The following is an 18,446-nucleotide window of genomic DNA, read 5'->3' as shown; positions in this document are numbered from 1 at the left end:
GGCGTGGGACTCTGCCGAGATGATCGAGTGGATTCGCCAGACGCTTGCCGGCGCTGAAGCCGCAACGTCGAAAACGCAGTAAGTCCGCGGCGTGCGTGCGAAGAGTATCCGTGCAATACAGAACGCTGCTGGTCCAGACGCATCTTGGGAGGCTAGGCGAAAAGTCTGCGAATCCCTCTATATCGCAGCTCTCAGCTTCTGGCTGGACGAACAGTCATCGCATGATACCGCTTGCAGTCGTAGGGCGGGCTTGCGCGGCTTACCAAGCTCTTCGAGCGCGAGCGGATCGGTCATTGGCCTGCGCCCGTGAAAGTGGCCCGGGCCGCCTTGGCGGTCCGGATGCAGGTCTCGCAGTCAGAAAAATTTCCGCGCTATTGTCGGTCGGCCCATAGGGCCGACCGACTTCTTTTTCGTGCGCCCGCTCGCGCGGGCGCGGAGCGGTTTCAAAACGGAAAATACGGTCGCTTTGCGACCGTATTTGGCTATCAATGAAGTGAGTCTTGTCATCTCAGGTCAGTGACTCGAAAAGCTTTTCCAGCAAATCAATGGCCCGGTCTGCCGCTTTTGCAGCGGCGGATCCGAAAAACCTCTCGGCTATGAACCGCAGCACTCGGAACAAAACCGCCACGAGTTTTCCTAGGTCGACACGTTTCGCTTTGAGGAGGCGTTGCCCCGCCTCCAATTCCGCTTCTATGCGCTCTTTTTCCTGGGGTTCTTCCGATCCCACTTCATTGCTCTGCTTAACCGCCGAGAGTGTGTCGTCGACGGCCTCTTTCACAGCCGCAACCGCCGCGGAGTTGTGGTCAAGGTCGACCACACGGTCAGAGGCCGGCACCACGCCTATACTCTCGACTTCCTCGAGCATCCCACTCGCAACGCGTTCCGCCTGAATCTCGGTTGCCCGCAGGGACCCGCGATCTGTTACCCCAATCACTTTGTCTCGTGTCGTGTGTGTCAGATCGATCAGTTCAAGTTGAGCTAAATCAACAAGGGCGTCCCCAAAATCGACCGGATCAAACTCTCTATGCTCCATGAGAAACTCGCCTTCGGAGATCATTCCGGCGCCCAGTGTTTTTTTCTGATCCAGCGCGATCAGCACATCTTGTCAAAATTCGAAATAGGACACATTCGCCCCCCACCAATTTTTCCCGCGCTCTGGCGCGGCGCGGGATCGCTCTTGATATTCTTTCTGTTATTCAGTGTGCAGAAGGACGCTCGCTTATCGAGCGTTGGTCCCATTGGACACCTCAGGGAGGTTGAGGCCGAAACAACAAAATTTCGTAGGACAAGCGGGATCTGGCCCTGTTCAACTTGGCGATCGACAGCAAGTTGCGTGGATGTGATCTGGTCAGCTTGAAAGTGGAGGACGTCCAGGTCAGCGGCCGCATTCGCGAGCGAGCGACGATCGTCCAGAGGAAGACCGGACGCCCCGTCCAGTTCGAACTGACGGAACCGACACGTAAATCGGTCGAGGCCTGGATCGCACATGCCGGCCGACGCCCGGGAGATTATCTTTTCCCGAGCCGATCCAGGCTCAGTCCCCATCTATCGCCAAGACAATATGCCCGGATTGTCCATGCATGGGTGGAGAGTGCCGGGCTAGAAAGTTCGGCTTATGGGACCCACACGATGAGACGCACGAAAGCAGCCCAAATCTATCGCAAGACCGGAAATCTGAGGGCGGTTCAGCTGCTGCTTGGCCATACAAAACTTGAAAGCACTGTGCGCTACCTTGGTATCGAAGTCGAAGACGCATTGGCGATATCCGAGCAAGTCGAATTATGACGACCAACCGTCGCTTGCAAAGCCGCGGGCGGCGGGTATTGCCAACAGGTGCGAAGAAGGCATGCGGTCCCGATAGAGACGGTGCTGCTAGGTGATTGTCGCAAATCGCGCTGGGAATAGGTTTAAGGCGCGGAAATCGTTCAATTATCCGGCAAAATATAGCAAATGCCGATTTGCCGGATAATTCGTTACTTTCCAGTAAGATAAATGAGTTGCAGCAGTTGTCGTAAACAGTGCGGCATTTCTTGCGCTGAGCAACTATTTGGAGATCTCGACAAGCGACGTTGCGTCCGCGTTGGGTGGAACGGCACGATGGCCTTAATGACTGCATTGAGGTCCATGGAGGAAGACGCCCAACGTCCGCAATCGGTCGCTGTCGGCTGAATAAGCCAACATGCTCTGAGGGTGGGTTGCGGACAGACGTCGGAAATCCCGGCTTCGTACGCGTCTGCATGGCGACCCAGCCTTTTGACCCGCGCCCCTTGTCACGGCCACGAAGGTAATTGCGAATCAATCGCAAGATCGATAAGGTTCGGCGGCTGCCGGGCGATCTCTGGTGTGAACGGCGGCCTTTTCCACTCTCGGGCCTGGCGGCAACATGCACGAAACTGCCCTTCTAAGGGCCTATCGAGAGCACGAACAGGAGCTCGTGAGCTATCTTGCCCGACGCCTGAACAGTTTCTCCACGGCGCGCGATCTGGCGCATGATCTATATCTGAAGCTGCACGATCAGAAGCCGGCCGAGATCACTCACGAGAAAGCCTATCTGTTTCGGATGGCGTCCAATCTGGCTGTCGATCACCAGCGCAGGACGACGCGGCAATCGGCCCTCGCTGCGGAGGCCCAATCCATTCTTTCGGCCCGCCGGGAAGAGCGGACACCGGAGCGCACCGCCGCCGCCCGGCAGGAGCTGAAAGCAATGCGTGCGGCGATAGCTGATCTGCCTGAGCAAAGCTGCCGGATCTTCCAAATGAACCGTTTCGAGGGAAAGTCGCAGCGTGAGATCGCAGAAACTCTGGGCGTGTCAACCACGACCGTGGAGAACCACATCCGCAAAGTTCTGGAACGACTGACTGCCGCGAGGAACGGATCGTTCCGGAGTCGCACGTAATCCGCCGCCTGGGAAATTTCGCGCTTGGGTAAGACGCGATCCCAGACGTCAAAAGTTGGAGCAATCCAGTGAAAATCGAGGACACCTCTTCCGAATGAGCGCAGTGCCGCCCCCGACCAATCAGCAGGAACGTTCGATTTCCGAACAAGCGCATCGTTGGGTGACGCGGTTGGCCGGAGGTGCGGCCGGTTCGGACGATTTGAATGCGCTCCGGCTTTGGCTTGATATCGACCCGCTTCATCAGGCTGCTTTCGAAGAGGCCCGTACCACTTGGCAGTTGACGGAATCGCTCGCCGACGATTTTGCGGTACCGGTAACCACCGCCAACGTCGTTGCGTTCGGCCGCGCATCGAGACGCCGGGGTTTGGTTGCCGGGCTGGCGGCGCTGGCAGCCTGCTTCCTCTTTGCTGCCATTTTCGATGATGATCTCCGGGTCGTTTCCGAGGCTGATTTCCGGACCGGTGTGGGCGAAGTACGTGAAGTGGTCCTGGCCGATGGGTCGCGCGTCACGCTCAATACGGACAGTGCGATCGCGGTTGATTTCCGTTCGGGTGAACGGCTGATCGGCCTACTGCGCGGCGAAGCCTATTTCGATGTGAAGCCGGATCCCATGCGACCATTTCGCGTTGCCGCGCTTGGCGGGGCGACAAGCGCCGTCGGCACCGCCTTTGCAGTTCGTGAGGACGGTATGGATGTATCAGTGGCCGTGTCGGAAGGCACTGTTCGCGTGGCATCGCCAGCCGTGGCCACCAATTCTTCGAACGGTATTCTCCTCAAGGCGGGACAATTTGGTGGCTATCGTGAGAGTGCTGCCCCGGCATTAAACGGTACGGTTGACCAAAGTCGGGTAGCGGCATGGCGGAACGGTCGTATCGTCTTCGACGGCCGCTCCTTCGAGGACGCCATAAAGGAACTCGACCGCTATCTGCCAGGCCGGATCCTGCTCGCCGGTGACGCCCGTAGGGACCGGCCGGTCAGTGCCGTCTTCTCGGTCGATGCCGTCGACGGCGCGCTCGACGCCCTGGCGGAAACCCAGGGCCTGAACGTTCTGCGCATCACCGATTATCTCATCATTCTGCGATAGCCGCATTTTTCCGCTTGGGTATTCCTGCCCGTCAAACGTCTCAGTGTCGATTTTTGCGAATGAAACACACTCGCATAAAGGCGGGACCTTATTCTTCGCGAATGCTGAGCGAAAGGAACTGTGAAATGCGGCATATCGGCCGGACGTCTAGCGAAGAAGCCAACAGGCGATACTGTCGTGCGAAACAGATCTCCAGTGGTCGCGCGAGGTTAAAGATGTTGCGGGCTGCGGGAACAGCTCTGGGCATTCTGGCGGCGCCGATTTCCGTGGCGTGGGCCGATGCCGCGCCGGTAGCGCAGATCGCGCAATCGGTCCCGGAGTACGAATTCAACATTCCCGCCCAGCAACTGGCATCGGCGCTAGAGGCTTTCGCAGATCAGTCGGGTCTGCAACTCGCTTACAGCACCGAGGACCTTCAGGGCCGGTCGGCGAGCAGTCTGGCAGGGAAATACTCTGCGGAGCAAGCACTGAAGGTCCTGCTTTCAGGCTCTCCGGTGATCTGGCGGTTCACCGATTCCCGAACCATAATTCTCGAGAAGCCCGAGAGCTCCGGTTCCAAGATGCTTGACACCATCCGTGTCGTCGCTTCCGGGGGCGATGCCTCGGGACGGGGCCCGGTCGAAGGTTACATCGCCACGACCAGCGCCTCGGCGACCAAGACCGGAACCTCGTTGCTTGAGACGCCGCAGTCGATCTCCGTCGTAACCCGCGACCAGGTGGAGAGCCAGGGAGCGCAGAGCGTCGTGCAGGCGCTGCGCTATTCCTCCGGAGTGGCCGCGGAGATCCGCGGATCCGCCACGCGATACGACATTCCCTATATCCGCGGATTCGGCGCCCCGAGCGACCCGATACAGTATCAGGACGGGCTCCGCATGCTGCGCGGTCCGGGATATGCCCTGCCCCAGGTGGAAGCCTATGGCGCAGAACGCATCGAATTGCTGAAAGGCCCTTCCTCGACGACATACGGCTCCGCGATGCCGGGCGGCCTAGTGAATGTCATTACCAAGAAGCCGACAGAGGAGGCGCGCGGCGAGGTAGAGTTCCTCGTCGGCAGTCATGAACGTTATCAGGCTGCGTTCGACGTCTCCGGGCCGGCCAATGAGGACGGCACCATTCTCTACCGACTGGTCGCGCTCGGCCGCGACAGCGAGACACAGGTTGTTCACACCGAGGAACAGCGTGCATATATCGCCCCGTCGCTGACCTGGAACGCCACAGACGATACCAGCGTCACCCTGTTGACCAGTTACCAAAAGGACCCTGAAGGCGGCTATTATGGCATTCTGCCGACGACCGGCTCTCTTTGGGACAGCCCCGCGGGAGCGCAGATCTCACGAGATTTCAATGACGGCGATCCGGCATTCCACGAGTTCGACAGGGAGCAGGTCTCTCTCGGTTACGAGTTCGAACACCGGTTCGACGACACGTGGCTCGTGCGCCACAACCTGCGTTATCTGAGTGTCGACTCCATCGCCGACGATGTCGCGACCCTTTCCTTGGCGTCCGACGGGCACACCATCAATCGTTATGCGCTTGCCACCGACGAATCCGCGTCCGGTATCGCCTCGGACCTGCAAGCCCAGGCGGAGTTCGACACCGGACCGGTGCGGCATACGACGCTGGTCGGTTTTGACTATCAGTACCTGGACTCGAGCCAGGTGCGGGACTTCGGACTCGCCCCCTCGATCGACTACCTCGATCCCGAATACGGCATTGCCACTGATCTGACCCTGTCAGCCTTCACCGATCAGGATCAGACCATCGCCCAGGCCGGTCTCTATCTCCAGGATCAGGCCAGTTTCGGAAACTGGACCGTTCTCCTCGGAGGTCGTTTCGATCATGTGCGTACCGATACCGACAACAATTTGACGAGCAGCAATCAGAGCCAGAACGACAACGCCTTCAGCTGGAAGTCAGGTGTCGTCTACAGTTTCGACAACGGTGTTGCGCCGTATGCGAGCTACTCGACGTCGTTCCTTCCGGTGAGCGGGACCGACTACCTCGGGGACGCGCTGGACCCGACCACGGCGAAACAGTACGAGATCGGGGTGAAGTACCAGCCGCAATCCTTCAACGGCCTGTTCACCCTCGCCTATTTCGACATTACCCAGGAAGACGTGGTCACCAGCGTCAGTCCGATCTCGCGCTATCAGACCGGCGAGGTGCGTTCGCGTGGGATCGAGGCGGAAGCGAAAGTGGCCCTGACCGAGCGGACCAACGTGATCGCGGCCCTGACCTATACCGACGCGGAAGTGACCGAAAGCGTCGGCTTCGACGAAGGCGATTCTCCGGTCGCCATACCGGACATCCTCGCCTCGCTCTGGGTGGATCACCGGATCGAGGAAAGCTTCCTCGACGGCGTCACGATCGGCGGCGGCGCACGCTATGTCGGCGAATCCGTGGGCGGGTACAGCCCCAACGCCTTCACGGTCGGCGCGACACGGCTGGACATGCCAAGCTATACGCTGTTCGACGCAATGGTCGCTTACGATCTGGGCACGCTCAGTGACCGCCTGGACGGGGTTTCCGCTCAGCTCAACGTGGCCAATCTGACGGACGAGACCTACGTCACCTGTCTGGCCAACAATTTCTGTAACTACGGCAATGGACGAACGGTCTATGCCACCCTCAAGTACCGCTGGTGATCCGGTGACCGACATCGCAAGACTCGGTGCCGGGCCACACGGGCCGACGCGCTGGCAGCAGGTCAAGATATTGTTCGGGCTCAACGCGCTCTATGTGGGGTTCGGATTGGTGATGGGGGTCGTCAATGGCGGGTTGCCCACGGTGATGCGAGCCCAGGGCATGGAGATCGGCTCGGCCGGATGGCTGTACCTGCTTTACCTTCCATTCGGTCTGACCTTCCTTTGGGCACCGTTCGTCGACCGAAACCCAGTTCCGTGGATTTCCCGTCAACTCGGCTGGATCGCTGCGATGCAGGGTGTTGCTGTATCGCTGCTTGTGATCATCGCGTTCGCCGAGGGGACGGCGCTCTGGATCCTCTTTGCTCTCGGGCTGTCCGTTGCAGTCGCGATCGCAACGATGGACATCGCCCTCGACGCGCAGGCGGTCCGGTCCGTCTCCGAGAATTGGCGGCCGACCGCAGCCGCGACAAAGTTGGCGTCTCTGTCGGCCGGAGCCATGCTTGGCGGAGGCGCCTTCGTGGCCATGTTTTCCGAGCTTGGCTGGCGAACGGTGTTTTTGCTCGTCGCCCTACTGCTGACCGGGTTTCTGGCTCCCGCCCTTGTATTGATTCCCCGGGACGAGCCAACCGGCATTGCCTCCGGGAGCGCTCCGGCGGCGGGTGCGGCGAGCCTGTTACGGTTGCTTTCCGTTCCCGCACTGCGCCGGCGTCTGGTGTTGCTGACGATCGCCTGCTGCGTCCTGTTTCCCGCTTCCGGCCTGAACCGGCTGATGCTGGTCGACATCGGCGTGCCTCTCCAGGAAATCGGCTGGCTCGTCGGCACCCTCGGGCCGCTTTCCATGCTGGCGATCTCGATCGTTTCGATCCCGCTGATGCAGTCCATCGGGCTCCAGAGGAGCTTGCTCGCTTTCATGGTTCTCGTCTTCGCAGCCCTCGCGGCCCTTGGCTATGGCTACCTCGAGGCGGACCGCATGACGGCGATTGCGGGCGCTGTGGCGATCGGCGCTGCGGTGAGCGGCATCTATGTCGTCATCGCGGCGAAAATCCTTGGCTGGGCAGCAGGCAGCCAACCCGCGACAGATTATGCCGCCTATTATGGCATCAGCCGGTTTGCCAGCACGCTCGCCACAATCGCGGCGGCCCAGGCGGTGTCCATGCTGGGCTGGGATTGGTTCTACGCCTTGGTCGCAGCGGCAATGCTCGCGGCAACGTTCATTCTTTACCCCCTGACTGGAAGAGAGACATGACGATATCGCATTCGATCCAGAAGACCTTCGAGGGCGCGGAACCGGACGCGGTCCTGTTCGATCTCGGCGCATGGCCGATCGTCCATGTCCGCTTTCCCGAGCTCGACGAGGAAGACCGGGTGTCGCGAATTCTAAACGGGTTGAAATGCCTTCTTGCGCAGCAAACGCCTTTTGTCGCGATCTGGACCCCGGCCTCCCACGATCACGACGACGAACCTCACGAGGACGAACGCACATCCAACATCTGGATCAAGCAGAACCGGGACGCATTGAACACCTACTGCAAAGGGTATCTCTACATCACTCAAGACCCGGAACTACGAGACCTTCTGACAAAGCGTATCGGGACGATTTCCGGCCGCTTGTTCGACTTCCCCATGGCCGTTGCCGGATCGCGCGAGGATGCTGACCGGCAAGCGAATGAATTTCTGAACGTCTAACGGAGTCAGCTATACTTGGTACGCCCAGTGCCAGGTATGACAGATGAAAAGAATAGAAAACGCTTAATCGCTATGTCTCTGTAGAGCGGGGAAGTCTCAAACGCTGCACTTGGTGGGAAATTGCTTCACTGGCGGCTCATTAGGGCGAACGGTGTAGCATCTCGAAACGGCCGCTTTGGGTCGAGTGTTGCACAAGACTGTGTGACCAACGCAGCGTGGCTCTTCTTACAGGATTGGTCGCGATTGCTAACTTCGACCGGCCTTTCATGAACAGATCACATTCGGAACCGGTTTCGGAGGCCGAGACCGATTAGGAACAGGAACACGAACCCGATAGCACCCTGAGTGAGACTGAGGATGTCGATCCAGAGTCCAGGATTCGTTCCGTAGAGTAGATCGAACGCGTCGGTCCGTACCGTACGGGACGAGGGAATGAATGGCAGAGTATTGGCGAGTGAGGCGGACACGGCCTCACCGAGCACGTCAATGTCCTTGCCCAGTTCCGGGGACGCTAGGGCGGCATAGACCACGACGAACAGCGCAATGCTTACAAATAGGCCAATTACTGGCCGCGCGACCGATTGGCCGTAGTCGCAAAGCAAGTCGTAGGCCCAGTCGAGCAGTGAAGCAGCCATGCGGTAGCGGGTCCACCGCTGCGCTTGGCATTCGCCGCCGAAGAACCTAAGCGCGGCTTCGTGATGGCGGTTGGCCTCGGCCAGTTCCTTCAGCCGCCGCAGCGCAGGGACCGCGTCGTTAACAGGGTGAGGGTCCCCAATCCTCCCCCATCCGCGAACGAAAAGTCGATGGATTGGCTCGACTGTTAGGTTCTGCAGATCGATATGACCTTGGGTGATTGTGCTGCGGAGATCCGGTATGCAGTCGAACCGGCCTTCGATGAGGACAACACCTTGGAACTGGCAGAATCTGAAAGACAGCTTTTTAATTGAGTATGCTTCCTCATCACGCGTGCGTTGGCCTTTAGGGCTCAAGGGAAGAGGAGATACAAAAACGAACCGGCCGCCAAACCTCGCAAAATCGAATGTGAAGCGGGCTCGATTGAAAATTGGATTTATAACAAGGACGTCGCACTCCTCAAAAACCGCAGACATGAAGTTGACGCGAGTTCTTTCGAAACTAGCGGCACCGAGGTCGAGATAGCCTTTCGCGAATTTAGATGCGACAAACGATAGGTCATTATCTCCGAATTTGGCGCCGCGGAAGGAGACGGCGCCTCGAGGAAAATGGTAACCGTCGAAAGAAACCGGTCCGTATTGCTCGGCATGCTGGGAGAAATCCACGCCCTTGAAGCTGACATCGGCCTCAGCGTTTTCATCTATCCAGGCATTCCAGGCATCCTCGCCCTGCTTCCACAGCGCAATCGCCTCGCCACCCTCGAGCACGATCCGATCGTCCGCCATGTTGATCCTTTCACTCTCTTCCACGCCGAGGAGCGTGCATAACCAAGTTTGGCCGACTGCAGGACCAAGAACGGCCATACGACGGTCTCGGACCAATACGGTGAGATGTTAGCCGCAAACAGCGGTCAATCAGAAATTAGCTACTCTATGTCCGTTTAGGGTCGCAACCAGACATCGGATACAAGAAGGTCGCACCGATCAACTGGCAGAGTCATAGCGAGTAGTCGGCTCGGATAGGGCGCGCCGTTGTGCCCCGCCCGCTTGCAGAATGCTTCCAGACACACAAGAGGCCTCACCGGGGTTTTCGCTAAGGTCCCGATATTCTTAGTTACCGGGGGGCAGGGTTTGACCCCGCGACCTTCAGGTCATCAATTTGAACCGTACCCCTATTCCACCTGACTCTCTTGTCCCGATGAACTCGATCCCAGCGTCCTCGATTACCGCCACAATATCGGCCAACGTCCTGTCGTAGGGCTCCCGCGCCTCCCGCTCGAAGTCGGCCAGCGTCTGCTTGCCGACCTTCGCCCTCTCGGCGAGCTCGTTCTGGCTCCACCGGAGCAAGGCCCGGGCGGCACGGCATTGAGATGGGGTTATTCTATTAGGGTCAATATTTTTCATTGACATTTGCAGTGACTTTGATGCAATATATTGATGTTGTCAATTGTTATTGGGATTTCTCCAATGAAGCAACTCTCCGTTTCTGCCGTCGCTGTCGCCGGGGCTCTCGACGCGGTCTCTGATCTTTCCGACAAATGGCTCTCCCGCTCGAACCTTCGCGATTTCCTCGATGCCGTCGATGTGACGGACGGGGTGACGCGAGTTTTCTCCGGCTTCGTCTCTGTCGCAGACTATGTCGAGGCTTCCGGGCTTCTTGCTGACCTGGTCTCCATGCTCAGCATGATGAGCGACCTGATCATCGCCTGAGGACCTGCGTTCATTATGCGCTTCGGCTTGACCTCATATTCCCCGGCTTTTGTTTGCCGGCTTTCTCACTCGCGGACGTCCGCGAGCGACGCTCCGCGTCTTCTCTCCGTGTTCATTCGTTTTTTGATAGCGCGCTGACCGCCGGCAGCTCCGGCGCCTTCCTCCGAACCTTCAGTTTTTTGCTTTTCCCGTCCTTGGGAAGGAATGGTCATGCGCAACAAGACACTCGAAGATCAGCTGAGGCTGATCGACACCACCAGTGCGTGGGAACTCTGGCGGACCGTGGAGCCGCGGTTCCTCTCTGAACGCTCCTCCATCCTGTTTCAACTCTATTACCGTCTCGATCCGGCCCTGAACGCGATCTGCCGCATCCACCCGCAACTGGCGGAAGATGTTCGGGCACTGCTCGATGCCAGGCTGGACATCCTGCCGAAGCTGCTCACCGCTCTGCCGGCAGATCCGGGCGAAGAGACCGCCCGCTTCGATATGCGGATGACCATCGTGCTCTACAGCTGGGTCATGGGCGTGCGCGCGGATCTCAGGCCGGGACAGGTCAATCCGCTTGCCGCAAACATGCTGGCCCGGGGTCTGATGCATTTTGCCGACGGTCTACGAGCGCCAACAATCGTACAATCGAGCCGTCCCCGCCAAGAGCGCTCCCGAGAAGAGCGGCAGACGGTCGCGGAATGGAAGCGGCGGCGGCGCCATCTTCTCACCATGGCCGAGGGCTGGATCCGTCTCGATCCGCTTGCAAGGGCCTTCGAGGCCCTGCTGGATTACGAGAGTCACCAGCGCTACCGCACGGCAGCTGTGATCCTCTCGGCGGCCGGCGATCTCTCCGACACCAGTGCGACACGCGATGCGCTCGAGCAAGAGGATCGCGCGCGTGGCGGCGGTCCGGCCCTGCCCGAGCCCCGGAAGACCGAGGAGGGCATGCCAGGCAGCGGCGCCGCCAAGCTAACCGTGCTCCCTGCTTACGTTCCTAGGGACGAGTTGCAGCGCCAGGGATGGGACCGGCTGGCGAAGCCCCTGCCTCTCTTGGGCAACAATCCCAACGAGCTCAAGCGTCATCTCACGCGAGAGTTTTCCTGGATGGCGGATGCGGTTGACCATATCCGCCGCGATCTCGCTCTTGGGCGCCTGCGCAAAAATGCGTCCTCCGCGATCCGCATCCGGCCGCTGCTTCTGCTCGGGGAGCCCGGCACCGGCAAGTCCCGGTTTGCCCGACGCTTTGCCGAACTTGCAGGGCTGCCCATGAGGACCATCGGCTGCGGCGGCAACAGCGACAACCGGGATCTGGCTGGCACCTCCAAGGGATGGTCGACGGGCGAGCCTTCCGCGGTTCTTCGTGCGATCCGCGACGGCAACTGCGCGAACCCCATGATCCTCGTCGACGAGGTCGAGAAGGCGGGGCTCTCAAGGCACAACGGTCGTATCGTCGACACTCTGCTGGCGATGTTGGAGCCAGAGACGTCCAGGAGCTGGTACGACGAGTATCTCTGCACCGCCGCCGATCTCTCTGCGGTGAACTGGATCCTCTCGGCGAACAGTCTCGCCGGCCTTCCAGAGCCGTTGCTTAACCGGGTCACCGTCGTGCGGGTTACGTCGCCGAACGCCAAGCAGCTGCCGGCGATCCTCGACAGCCTCAAGACCGAGATCGCCAATGAGCTTGGTGTCGATCCTTTCGCCCTGCCGGAGATTCATCCGGAAGCGGAGAGGATGCTCGAACAGGCCTTCGCCGAGGGTCAGAGCATCCGGCGGATCAGGGCGGCGCTGCTGGCCGCGATCGGGGCGAGTGTCGACGGGCCGCGGATGCTGCATTGAGGTGACGAGGGTAGGTCTCCTCATTCCCCTCCGCGGCCAAAATCGCACTCAAAAATAACCAGGAGCCGAAGCTGCAGGCTGGCTATCGGTTGGGGGCCGACGGCCATGCCGCAGGGCATACTCCAACGCAAGCTTGTCGACGAGAAGAGCGACCTGCGCGCCATGCTGGCCATCACTGCCCCCCTCGGCCTGTTTCCTCGCTGCGGCTTCAGGACCCAGTCGCTTTTCAAGTTCATTGGTGACGGCGAGGTAACCGCCAGCGACCCACGCGGTCGGAACACGAGACTGCTCCTGCTCCCGAAGGTTCTGAACATCCACCGCCGCCGTCGTTCGATGGTAGTGAAGCAATTCCTGATTGCTCAGTTCCTTAAAAACGACCAATTCGCCCTCAAACGTTTCCCAGGCCGGAACCAGGACAATGATCATGTTGTCGTTCTGCTTCATGCCGCTTCTCCCAAGTCTGTCGGAGGATCAGGAACCAGCCCGAGCTTTCGAAACCCGCTGATTGATTCGAAAGCCCATTCGAGTAGCTCGCGCTGCTCGAACTGAGCAAGCACGTCACCGGTCCAGCCACTTCCGGAATCCACTGCAAGGTCAGCGAATTTGCGCACATCATCAGAACAAGCTTCGGAGAGTGACAGAGAGCCCGACCGCACATGTTCGAAGAGCCCGCTATAGCAATATGAAACCGTCAAGAACCTGACACGGGCCCTCTTCTCCAGGACCGAGATGCAATAATTCATTCCATCCCAGTCGAGTCCGGAGTCCTGATCATGCTTCCTGTCAAGAATGACGCAGGTGATTTCGAAGCCAACTTCGCGTTGGAAGCCGCCAAGAGCTTCGAACAAGTCATACGGTTCTCGGAAAGTACTGTCGTGCAGGGACAGCGTGACGATCAGCTGCGGAGCGCGATACCCTTGACGCAACAGGGCCTGAAGGTCTCTGAATCGGCTCCACCGGTGCAACAGCTCAACCCCGACATCCGGGGTCGCTTCCACGACCAAGTCGTACTTCACCAGACTTCGAGCCAGACAGTCCAGCTTGGCATCATCCTGGGCACTGCGATTCAGAAAGCCGGGCCCGGCCTCGGGGATGGTTATCTTCCCAACTTCTCTGCCGGTTATGTTCTCAAGGTTCCTGTGGTCATCGCCCGAACCGCTGTCGAGACAGACGAGTTGCCGCGGCCTGTTGGCCAGACTGAACCCGAGATCGCAGAGCGCAGGCACAATCAACCTCTCGGATCGATTTTGAGCGTGGACAATCAGCAAACTTTCCGCGCCGGGAGCCGTTGCATTTTCAATGAGATCAAAATCGCTCATTTGGCTCGCACCTCGAAAAGGCCACTAAGGTCCAGCTCAACTTCGCCTTTAGGCACAGCGGGCGCTTTTTTCTGGCTCTCACCAATAGAAGGGCTTTCAGCCGGAATGTCGTTCGGCGCGTCCCGGTGACATGCCGCTACCAGCTGATCGCGTCCCGCGGGCTGCGGACGCGGTGGATTGCCGGACTCGATCTGTGAGACCAACGAGCGAAGATCACTTCCGGAAAACTTTCCCGTACTCCAGCAGATACCAAGCTTACGCAGCTCTTCTGCAACCGCAGGCCACGAGCCCAGGATGTCATACATGTCCTTCACGTCCTGGAGCTGGCTGGCCACAAACACCTTTGGCCCCGAAGCCCGCTTCCGCGAACCAGACGATCGCTTTGCAGCTTCCCTCGCCACTTCGAGAAGCTTCTCCCGGCTCACCATGTTGATCTCCCAAAAAAATTTTGCCGATTGGGATTCCTGTCTTGCCCCGTTACTGAGGGCGCTTCTCCGATTTCTGTCCCGGTGTGTTCGAAGGGACTAATACCGTCCGTGACTACACTTCGCTGCGGATGCCAATGTGACCGGCGATGCGCCAAGCGCCGCGCTGAAGCGCTGCGCAGCCGCTGTGCAGCGCTGCGAGGCAGCCGGTTCGTAGCGCTTTCCAATAGCGCTGCTGCAGTGCTGTCAGAAGCCAAATGCGCTGGGAAGATGGTCATGGCGGACCTCCTCTTCTTCCGGGGTTGGGAGACGATGTTCGTGGCCGTCGGCTTCGAGATCGCGGACGTGCTCCGGGACAGAGATGGACCTCCGAAGCGGAGCCGCGAGGAACTCTTTTTCGAATGGTTTGGCGGCGCGCTGGATCTTCTGCTGCATGCCGTGGTGCGATATCGACTTCCCCGTCAGCGGGTCCGGCAGCGCCACGAAGGCATGCAAATGGTATACGCCACCCTCGTTTGCCGGCGGATGCAACGCGGTCAGGGCCACTCGGTCCGGGATCTCCAGCGCATGCATCGAGGCGATGAACGCCTCGGTCAGCAGCTCGTATTGTCTGTCCACCAAAAGTGAACTCGGCGGCGGCGAGAAGACTGCGTGAAGAAACGGCTTCTTCAGCTTGCGCACACTGCGTCCACAAGCACGCATCACGGCACAGGCGGCAGCAAAACTGAAAGAAGCAATCTCATCGAGACCGCAATTCCATAAAGCGGTCCATTTGCCGGTCCTTCCCGGATCAAGCCGGACGGCCTCCCTCAATACGTATTCGGGGCCGCTGGTCCGAAGACCGTGCGTCTTAGCGATGGTAATCATGCTTGCGCACCCCGTAGGCGTGTTCAGGCGCAGGTGCGATCGAGCGGAGCGAAACGCCATTGTTCCTCCCCAGCCCGCCTTCGCTGATCGCCAAGACGGCTCGATTTGCTGCTTCGACAAGTTCTTCGACGGCTTTGCGAGCCGGCTCCGGCAGATCAATCGCGGAACCCAGCAGCTGCCCCGCCTTCAGTATCGCGAGTGCGCCTCCCAACTCTCCCTGCAACGGAAGGCTAAGGGATTGTTCGAAGCCAAGATCCCGATGGCCACGACACTGAAGGCCTTCAACCACGAACTGCTGCATGAGCATGGATCTTGATCGAGCGCCCTCAATCTTGACCTGCCGATCAAGTTGTTTGAGCAGTCCGGCGGAAAAGTTGATCGAGGTTGGCCGGGTTCTACGCATGGTCCCCGCCAATGAAACGGTCAATATCCGAGGCACGGAAAAGCGTACGACCGCAGATGCGTACCGGCTCTGGCAGCTTCTTTTGAGCCATCAGGCGATATGCCGTGCTCCTGGAGACCTGTAAGATCTCGAGGAGTTGGTTTAGAGTAATCAATCTCTGCATGAACTCTCTCTCGCCATTATCAAAAAATCTGGCGAGATATTTTGTATATAAGCAATTGACCTTCAATGTTATGTATAATATATAAACTCAAAATCTAGATTTTTGAGATTGATTATTTCTATCAATCAGAGAAATATGAGAAAATTTTTTGATTTTAGTATATGTTGAATGCGAATATTATGATTAATTGTTTCCACAAAACACAGAAACCATTGCCCACATAGCACGACAGAAAGCCGACAATCGATCAGAAACAGACGACTACAATGACATTGCCGAGCAGATTTGTCTGAGGTGCCGGCCTGTATCGTTGGGCCGCGACTGCTCTAAAGTGCGCGGTGAACACCTATGGCAAAATACTCGGTATTCTCGGCCGACGCGGCGGCAATCACGATATCTCGAATCAGATGAAGAATGGCGACAGCACAGCAATTTTCACTCGTTGAGAGATCACCGCTGGCGGCAGATAATCTCCTCAGATCTTGGGAGACGTCCAAGCGTCCATTGGATAGAGCTGATCGGCAATGACTTTCAGATCCCTCTGAAAACCAACTCTGCTGATGGTAAAAATGTGGGGTTAAAATTCCAAGAAATAGAATTTTTCAATAATAACATATATTTAAAAAGAAAAATTGGTAGCGGAGGAGGGACTTGAACCCCCGACACGCGGATTATGATTCCGCTGCTCTAACCAGCTGAGCTACTCCGCCCCATGAGAGGCCCGCACAAGGCGTCCTGCCCGCGCGGAGCCACGCATATAGGCGAGCCGGGCGGGGCTGTCAACAGAGCGGTGGCGGGTAATGCGCCCGGCGGCGCTCAGCCGAAATATTCCGGGAAGTGCGCGCGGATTTCACCGGTCGCGGAAACAGTGCCTCTCAGATGCTCGCGCACGGCCCGTTCCGCGGCGTCCGGGTCCTTCAGCTCCAGGCAATCGATGATCCGCCTGTGCTCGCGCAGGATCGACCTCGCCTTGCCCTTGCTCGGCAGATGCAGGTTGCGCAGCCGGTCGAGATGGGCGCGGCGGGCGCGGACGATATCCCAAAGGCCCGCGAGATCGGCGAGCTCGTACATCCGGCGGTGCAGATCGTTGTCCGCGGCGGAAAAGGCCGCGAGATCGCCGGATTTCAGGAAAGCGTTCTGGCGCTGCAGGATCGCGCGCAGGTCGATCAGCTCGATCTCCGTGATCTTTCCCGCTAGGATGCGCGCAATCTCGACCTCGACGCTTCGCCGCAGGACATGTGCCTCGCGCGCGCTTTGCACGTCGATATAAGAGACCACGGTGCGGGACTGGGGGAAGATATCCACCAGCCCCTCCTCCTCCAGCAGGATCAGGGCCTCGCGAACCGGCGTCTGGCTGACGCCGAACCTGTCGGCGATATCCTTCTTCGAAATCGACGCCCCCGGCGGCAAGACCAGGTCGACGATCTGCGCCCTGAGCTCCGCGTAAATCTGCTGGACAGCCGTCACGCGCTGTCCCTTGCCCGCGGGAATATCCGCTCCGGCGGCACCCGCTGAACCATCCGGCATTGCCTGCATTCCGCTGCGAGGATCCCCGATCCGGCCGTTGACGCTCTGAACCTAAAATATAATCTAGCACATCTGCGGCTAATTGATATATTAGCCGCCGCACACGTCAAAAAGAGAAAAATCTCAGGCGTAACGGGAGGAGTTAAATTCACATGATCAAGAAATCTTTTATGGCCCTCGCCATCGCGGCGACGGCCCTGACGGCGGCTGCGGACGGCGCGATCGCCAAGACCCTGAAAGTCCAAGCGAGCTCGAAAGCGGGCGACTGGGCTCACCGGTTCATGACCGACGATTGGGCCCCGAAGCTGGGCGAGATGACCGGCGGCAAGGTCGGGATCGAGGTTCTGCCGACCAAGGCCGTGGTGCCGCACCGGGAAACCATCGACGCGGTGGCGAACGGCATTCTCGACGGCGACCTGAACGCGGTCAGCTATTTCTCCGGCCGCGATCCGGCCTTCGCGGTGATCGGCGACCTGATCGCCGGCTACGATACGGTCGACCAGGTCCGCACCTTCTGCATGCATGGCGGCGGCAAGGAGATCCTGCAGAAGCTCTACGACAAGTACACCAAGGGTAAGGTCCATGTCGTCGGCTGCGGCCCCTACGCGAAAGAGGCTTTCGTCTCGACCATCCCGATCAAGACCGTCGCCGACATGAAAGGCGTCAAGGTCCGCTCGCCGGAAGGTCTGGCCGCGGAAGTCTTCAAGCGCGCCGGCGCCGCGCCGGTGTCCCTGCCGTTCTCCGAGGTCTATACCGCGCTGGAGAAAGGCGTTATCGACGCCGCCGATGCCTCGGCCCACGTCAACAACAATGCCTCCGGCATGTACAAGGTCGCCAAGTATCCGATCTATCCGGGTATCCACTCCATGGCCGTGCTGCAGTTCATCGTGAACAAGAAGGTCTGGGACAAGCTCGGCAAGGAAGGTCAGACGGCGCTCGAGGTCTGGTACTCCTCTGCCTATGACGCCATGCGCCGCGAGGCGGACCTGCAGGATCAGGCGATCGCCGCCGAGCAGCGGGCCGGCAATGACATCACCGTCGTCGACTGGTCGACCGAAGAGCGTGCCAAGTTCCGCGAAATCGCGGTCGGCGCCTGGCACGACTTCGCGGCCAAGTCGCCGCTCGCCAAGGAAGCCCTCGACGCGCATCTGAAATACATGCGCAGCGTCGGTCTCCTGAAGGGCGAATAAGCACCCTGTACGCTCCGCCGCGCCCGGTATTGGGCGCGGCGGCTTCTTCTCTTCTGCTTTTTCCCTGACGATCAA

The 18,446-nt window shown here is 59.1% G+C and carries 19 protein-coding genes and 1 tRNA gene; 9 read left to right on the top strand and 11 right to left on the bottom strand.

Annotated elements, in window-relative coordinates; all coding sequences use genetic code 11:
- Positions 1 to 508 precede the first annotated feature (508 nt).
- The gene (locus NUH88_RS15945) at positions 509 to 1,099 is read right to left on the bottom strand and encodes a hypothetical protein (protein WP_257767388.1); all 591 of its coding nucleotides are present in this window, start codon (positions 1,097 to 1,099) and stop codon (positions 509 to 511) included.
- A gap of 197 nt (positions 1,100 to 1,296) precedes the next feature.
- Between NUH88_RS15945 and NUH88_RS15940 the strand changes: the two genes are divergently transcribed.
- From NUH88_RS15940 to NUH88_RS15915, 6 genes are all read left to right on the top strand, one after another.
- A complete protein-coding gene (locus tag NUH88_RS15940) occupies positions 1,297 to 1,785 on the top strand; it encodes a tyrosine-type recombinase/integrase (RefSeq protein ID WP_308220101.1) in 489 nt (162 codons plus the stop codon).
- 598 nt (positions 1,786 to 2,383) lie between these two features.
- Positions 2,384 to 2,896: an RNA polymerase sigma factor gene (locus NUH88_RS15935; RefSeq protein WP_257767387.1), complete on the top strand. Its 513-nt coding sequence runs from the start codon at positions 2,384 to 2,386 to the stop codon at positions 2,894 to 2,896.
- A gap of 94 nt (positions 2,897 to 2,990) precedes the next feature.
- Positions 2,991 to 3,980, top strand: coding sequence for a FecR family protein (locus NUH88_RS15930; RefSeq protein ID WP_257767386.1), 990 nt, complete (start codon positions 2,991 to 2,993; stop codon positions 3,978 to 3,980).
- Positions 3,981 to 4,195: 215 nt separating this feature from the next.
- Positions 4,196 to 6,625, top strand: a complete 2,430-nt coding sequence (locus tag NUH88_RS15925) for a TonB-dependent siderophore receptor (RefSeq protein WP_257767385.1) — start codon at positions 4,196 to 4,198, stop codon at positions 6,623 to 6,625.
- 4 nt (positions 6,626 to 6,629) lie between these two features.
- On the top strand, positions 6,630 to 7,871 hold the full coding sequence (locus NUH88_RS15920; protein ID WP_257767384.1) for an MFS transporter: 1,242 nt from the start codon (positions 6,630 to 6,632) through the stop codon (positions 7,869 to 7,871).
- Positions 7,868 to 8,311, top strand: a complete 444-nt coding sequence (locus NUH88_RS15915) for a hypothetical protein (RefSeq protein ID WP_257767383.1) — start codon at positions 7,868 to 7,870, stop codon at positions 8,309 to 8,311. The genes NUH88_RS15920 and NUH88_RS15915 overlap by 4 nt, the downstream gene beginning before the upstream one ends.
- A 275-nt stretch (positions 8,312 to 8,586) precedes the next feature.
- On the opposite strand, the gene NUH88_RS15910 is transcribed toward NUH88_RS15915, so the two are convergent.
- Both NUH88_RS15910 and NUH88_RS15905 read right to left on the bottom strand, forming a co-directional pair.
- Positions 8,587 to 9,807 (bottom strand): hypothetical protein, encoded by a 1,221-nt coding sequence (locus NUH88_RS15910; protein ID WP_257767382.1) that lies wholly within the window; start codon positions 9,805 to 9,807, stop codon positions 8,587 to 8,589.
- Positions 9,808 to 10,089: 282 nt separating this feature from the next.
- Positions 10,090 to 10,347 carry a helix-turn-helix transcriptional regulator gene (locus tag NUH88_RS15905; protein WP_257767381.1) on the bottom strand — a complete coding sequence of 86 codons (258 nt, stop codon included), beginning with the start codon at positions 10,345 to 10,347 and terminating at the stop codon, positions 10,090 to 10,092.
- 63 nt (positions 10,348 to 10,410) lie between these two features.
- On the opposite strand from NUH88_RS15905, the gene NUH88_RS15900 reads away from it, so the two are divergent.
- Positions 10,411 to 10,653, top strand: coding sequence for a hypothetical protein (locus tag NUH88_RS15900; protein ID WP_257767380.1), 243 nt, complete (start codon positions 10,411 to 10,413; stop codon positions 10,651 to 10,653).
- Positions 10,654 to 10,863: 210 nt separating this feature from the next.
- Positions 10,864 to 12,477 (top strand): AAA family ATPase, encoded by a 1,614-nt coding sequence (locus tag NUH88_RS15895; protein ID WP_257767379.1) that lies wholly within the window; start codon positions 10,864 to 10,866, stop codon positions 12,475 to 12,477.
- Positions 12,478 to 12,525: 48 nt separating this feature from the next.
- Here the strand turns inward: NUH88_RS15895 and NUH88_RS15890 are convergent, their stop codons facing one another.
- The 8 genes from NUH88_RS15890 to NUH88_RS15860 form a co-directional block, all read right to left on the bottom strand.
- Complete coding sequence (locus tag NUH88_RS15890; RefSeq protein WP_257767378.1) at positions 12,526 to 12,921, bottom strand: hypothetical protein; 396 nt, start codon at positions 12,919 to 12,921, stop codon at positions 12,526 to 12,528.
- Positions 12,918 to 13,796 carry a hypothetical protein gene (locus NUH88_RS15885; protein ID WP_257767377.1) on the bottom strand — a complete coding sequence of 293 codons (879 nt, stop codon included), beginning with the start codon at positions 13,794 to 13,796 and terminating at the stop codon, positions 12,918 to 12,920. The genes NUH88_RS15890 and NUH88_RS15885 overlap by 4 nt, the downstream gene beginning before the upstream one ends.
- The gene (locus tag NUH88_RS15880) at positions 13,793 to 14,224 is read right to left on the bottom strand and encodes a hypothetical protein (protein WP_257767376.1); all 432 of its coding nucleotides are present in this window, start codon (positions 14,222 to 14,224) and stop codon (positions 13,793 to 13,795) included. The genes NUH88_RS15885 and NUH88_RS15880 overlap by 4 nt, the downstream gene beginning before the upstream one ends.
- Before the next feature lie 243 nt (positions 14,225 to 14,467).
- Positions 14,468 to 15,088, bottom strand: a complete 621-nt coding sequence (locus NUH88_RS15875) for a hypothetical protein (protein WP_257767375.1) — start codon at positions 15,086 to 15,088, stop codon at positions 14,468 to 14,470.
- Complete coding sequence (locus NUH88_RS15870; protein WP_257767374.1) at positions 15,072 to 15,491, bottom strand: hypothetical protein; 420 nt, start codon at positions 15,489 to 15,491, stop codon at positions 15,072 to 15,074. The genes NUH88_RS15875 and NUH88_RS15870 overlap by 17 nt, the downstream gene beginning before the upstream one ends.
- On the bottom strand, positions 15,484 to 15,654 hold the full coding sequence (locus NUH88_RS22305; RefSeq protein WP_372743522.1) for a helix-turn-helix transcriptional regulator: 171 nt from the start codon (positions 15,652 to 15,654) through the stop codon (positions 15,484 to 15,486). Before NUH88_RS22305 ends, NUH88_RS15870 begins: the two co-directional genes overlap by 8 nt.
- Before the next feature lie 633 nt (positions 15,655 to 16,287).
- Positions 16,288 to 16,364, bottom strand: a tRNA-Met gene (locus NUH88_RS15865).
- Positions 16,365 to 16,470: 106 nt separating this feature from the next.
- Entirely contained in the window at positions 16,471 to 17,181 is a 711-nt protein-coding gene (locus NUH88_RS15860) for a GntR family transcriptional regulator (protein ID WP_257767373.1), read from the bottom strand.
- A gap of 152 nt (positions 17,182 to 17,333) precedes the next feature.
- On the opposite strand from NUH88_RS15860, the gene NUH88_RS15855 reads away from it, so the two are divergent.
- Positions 17,334 to 18,371 (top strand): TRAP transporter substrate-binding protein, encoded by a 1,038-nt coding sequence (locus NUH88_RS15855; protein ID WP_257767372.1) that lies wholly within the window; start codon positions 17,334 to 17,336, stop codon positions 18,369 to 18,371.
- Positions 18,372 to 18,446: the final 75 nt, after the last annotated feature.

This window comes from Nisaea acidiphila (assembly GCF_024662015.1).
GTDB lineage: Bacteria > Pseudomonadota > Alphaproteobacteria > Thalassobaculales > Thalassobaculaceae > Nisaea > Nisaea acidiphila.
This window is presented reverse-complemented; position numbering and strand designations above follow the sequence as displayed.

What these genes read in the sequence shown, in the direction of transcription:
- NUH88_RS15935 (WP_257767387.1), top strand. Translation starts at nt 2,384, where the DNA reads ATGCACGAAACTGCCCTTCTAAGGGCCTATCGAGAGCACGAACAGGAG.
- NUH88_RS15930 (WP_257767386.1), top strand. Translation starts at nt 2,991, where the DNA reads ATGAGCGCAGTGCCGCCCCCGACCAATCAGCAGGAACGTTCGATTTCC.
- NUH88_RS15925 (WP_257767385.1), top strand. Translation starts at nt 4,196, where the DNA reads ATGTTGCGGGCTGCGGGAACAGCTCTGGGCATTCTGGCGGCGCCGATT.
- NUH88_RS15915 (WP_257767383.1), top strand. Translation starts at nt 7,868, where the DNA reads ATGACGATATCGCATTCGATCCAGAAGACCTTCGAGGGCGCGGAACCG.
- NUH88_RS15910 (WP_257767382.1), bottom strand. Translation starts at nt 9,807, where the DNA reads ATGGCCGTTCTTGGTCCTGCAGTCGGCCAAACTTGGTTATGCACGCTC.
- NUH88_RS15905 (WP_257767381.1), bottom strand. Translation starts at nt 10,347, where the DNA reads ATGAAAAATATTGACCCTAATAGAATAACCCCATCTCAATGCCGTGCC.
- NUH88_RS15900 (WP_257767380.1), top strand. Translation starts at nt 10,411, where the DNA reads ATGAAGCAACTCTCCGTTTCTGCCGTCGCTGTCGCCGGGGCTCTCGAC.
- NUH88_RS15895 (WP_257767379.1), top strand. Translation starts at nt 10,864, where the DNA reads ATGCGCAACAAGACACTCGAAGATCAGCTGAGGCTGATCGACACCACC.
- NUH88_RS15890 (WP_257767378.1), bottom strand. Translation starts at nt 12,921, where the DNA reads ATGAAGCAGAACGACAACATGATCATTGTCCTGGTTCCGGCCTGGGAA.
- NUH88_RS15885 (WP_257767377.1), bottom strand. Translation starts at nt 13,796, where the DNA reads ATGAGCGATTTTGATCTCATTGAAAATGCAACGGCTCCCGGCGCGGAA.
- NUH88_RS15880 (WP_257767376.1), bottom strand. Translation starts at nt 14,224, where the DNA reads ATGGTGAGCCGGGAGAAGCTTCTCGAAGTGGCGAGGGAAGCTGCAAAG.
- NUH88_RS15875 (WP_257767375.1), bottom strand. Translation starts at nt 15,088, where the DNA reads ATGATTACCATCGCTAAGACGCACGGTCTTCGGACCAGCGGCCCCGAA.
- NUH88_RS15870 (WP_257767374.1), bottom strand. Translation starts at nt 15,491, where the DNA reads ATGCGTAGAACCCGGCCAACCTCGATCAACTTTTCCGCCGGACTGCTC.
- NUH88_RS22305 (WP_372743522.1), bottom strand. Translation starts at nt 15,654, where the DNA reads ATGCAGAGATTGATTACTCTAAACCAACTCCTCGAGATCTTACAGGTC.
- NUH88_RS15860 (WP_257767373.1), bottom strand. Translation starts at nt 17,181, where the DNA reads ATGCCGGATGGTTCAGCGGGTGCCGCCGGAGCGGATATTCCCGCGGGC.
- NUH88_RS15855 (WP_257767372.1), top strand. Translation starts at nt 17,334, where the DNA reads ATGATCAAGAAATCTTTTATGGCCCTCGCCATCGCGGCGACGGCCCTG.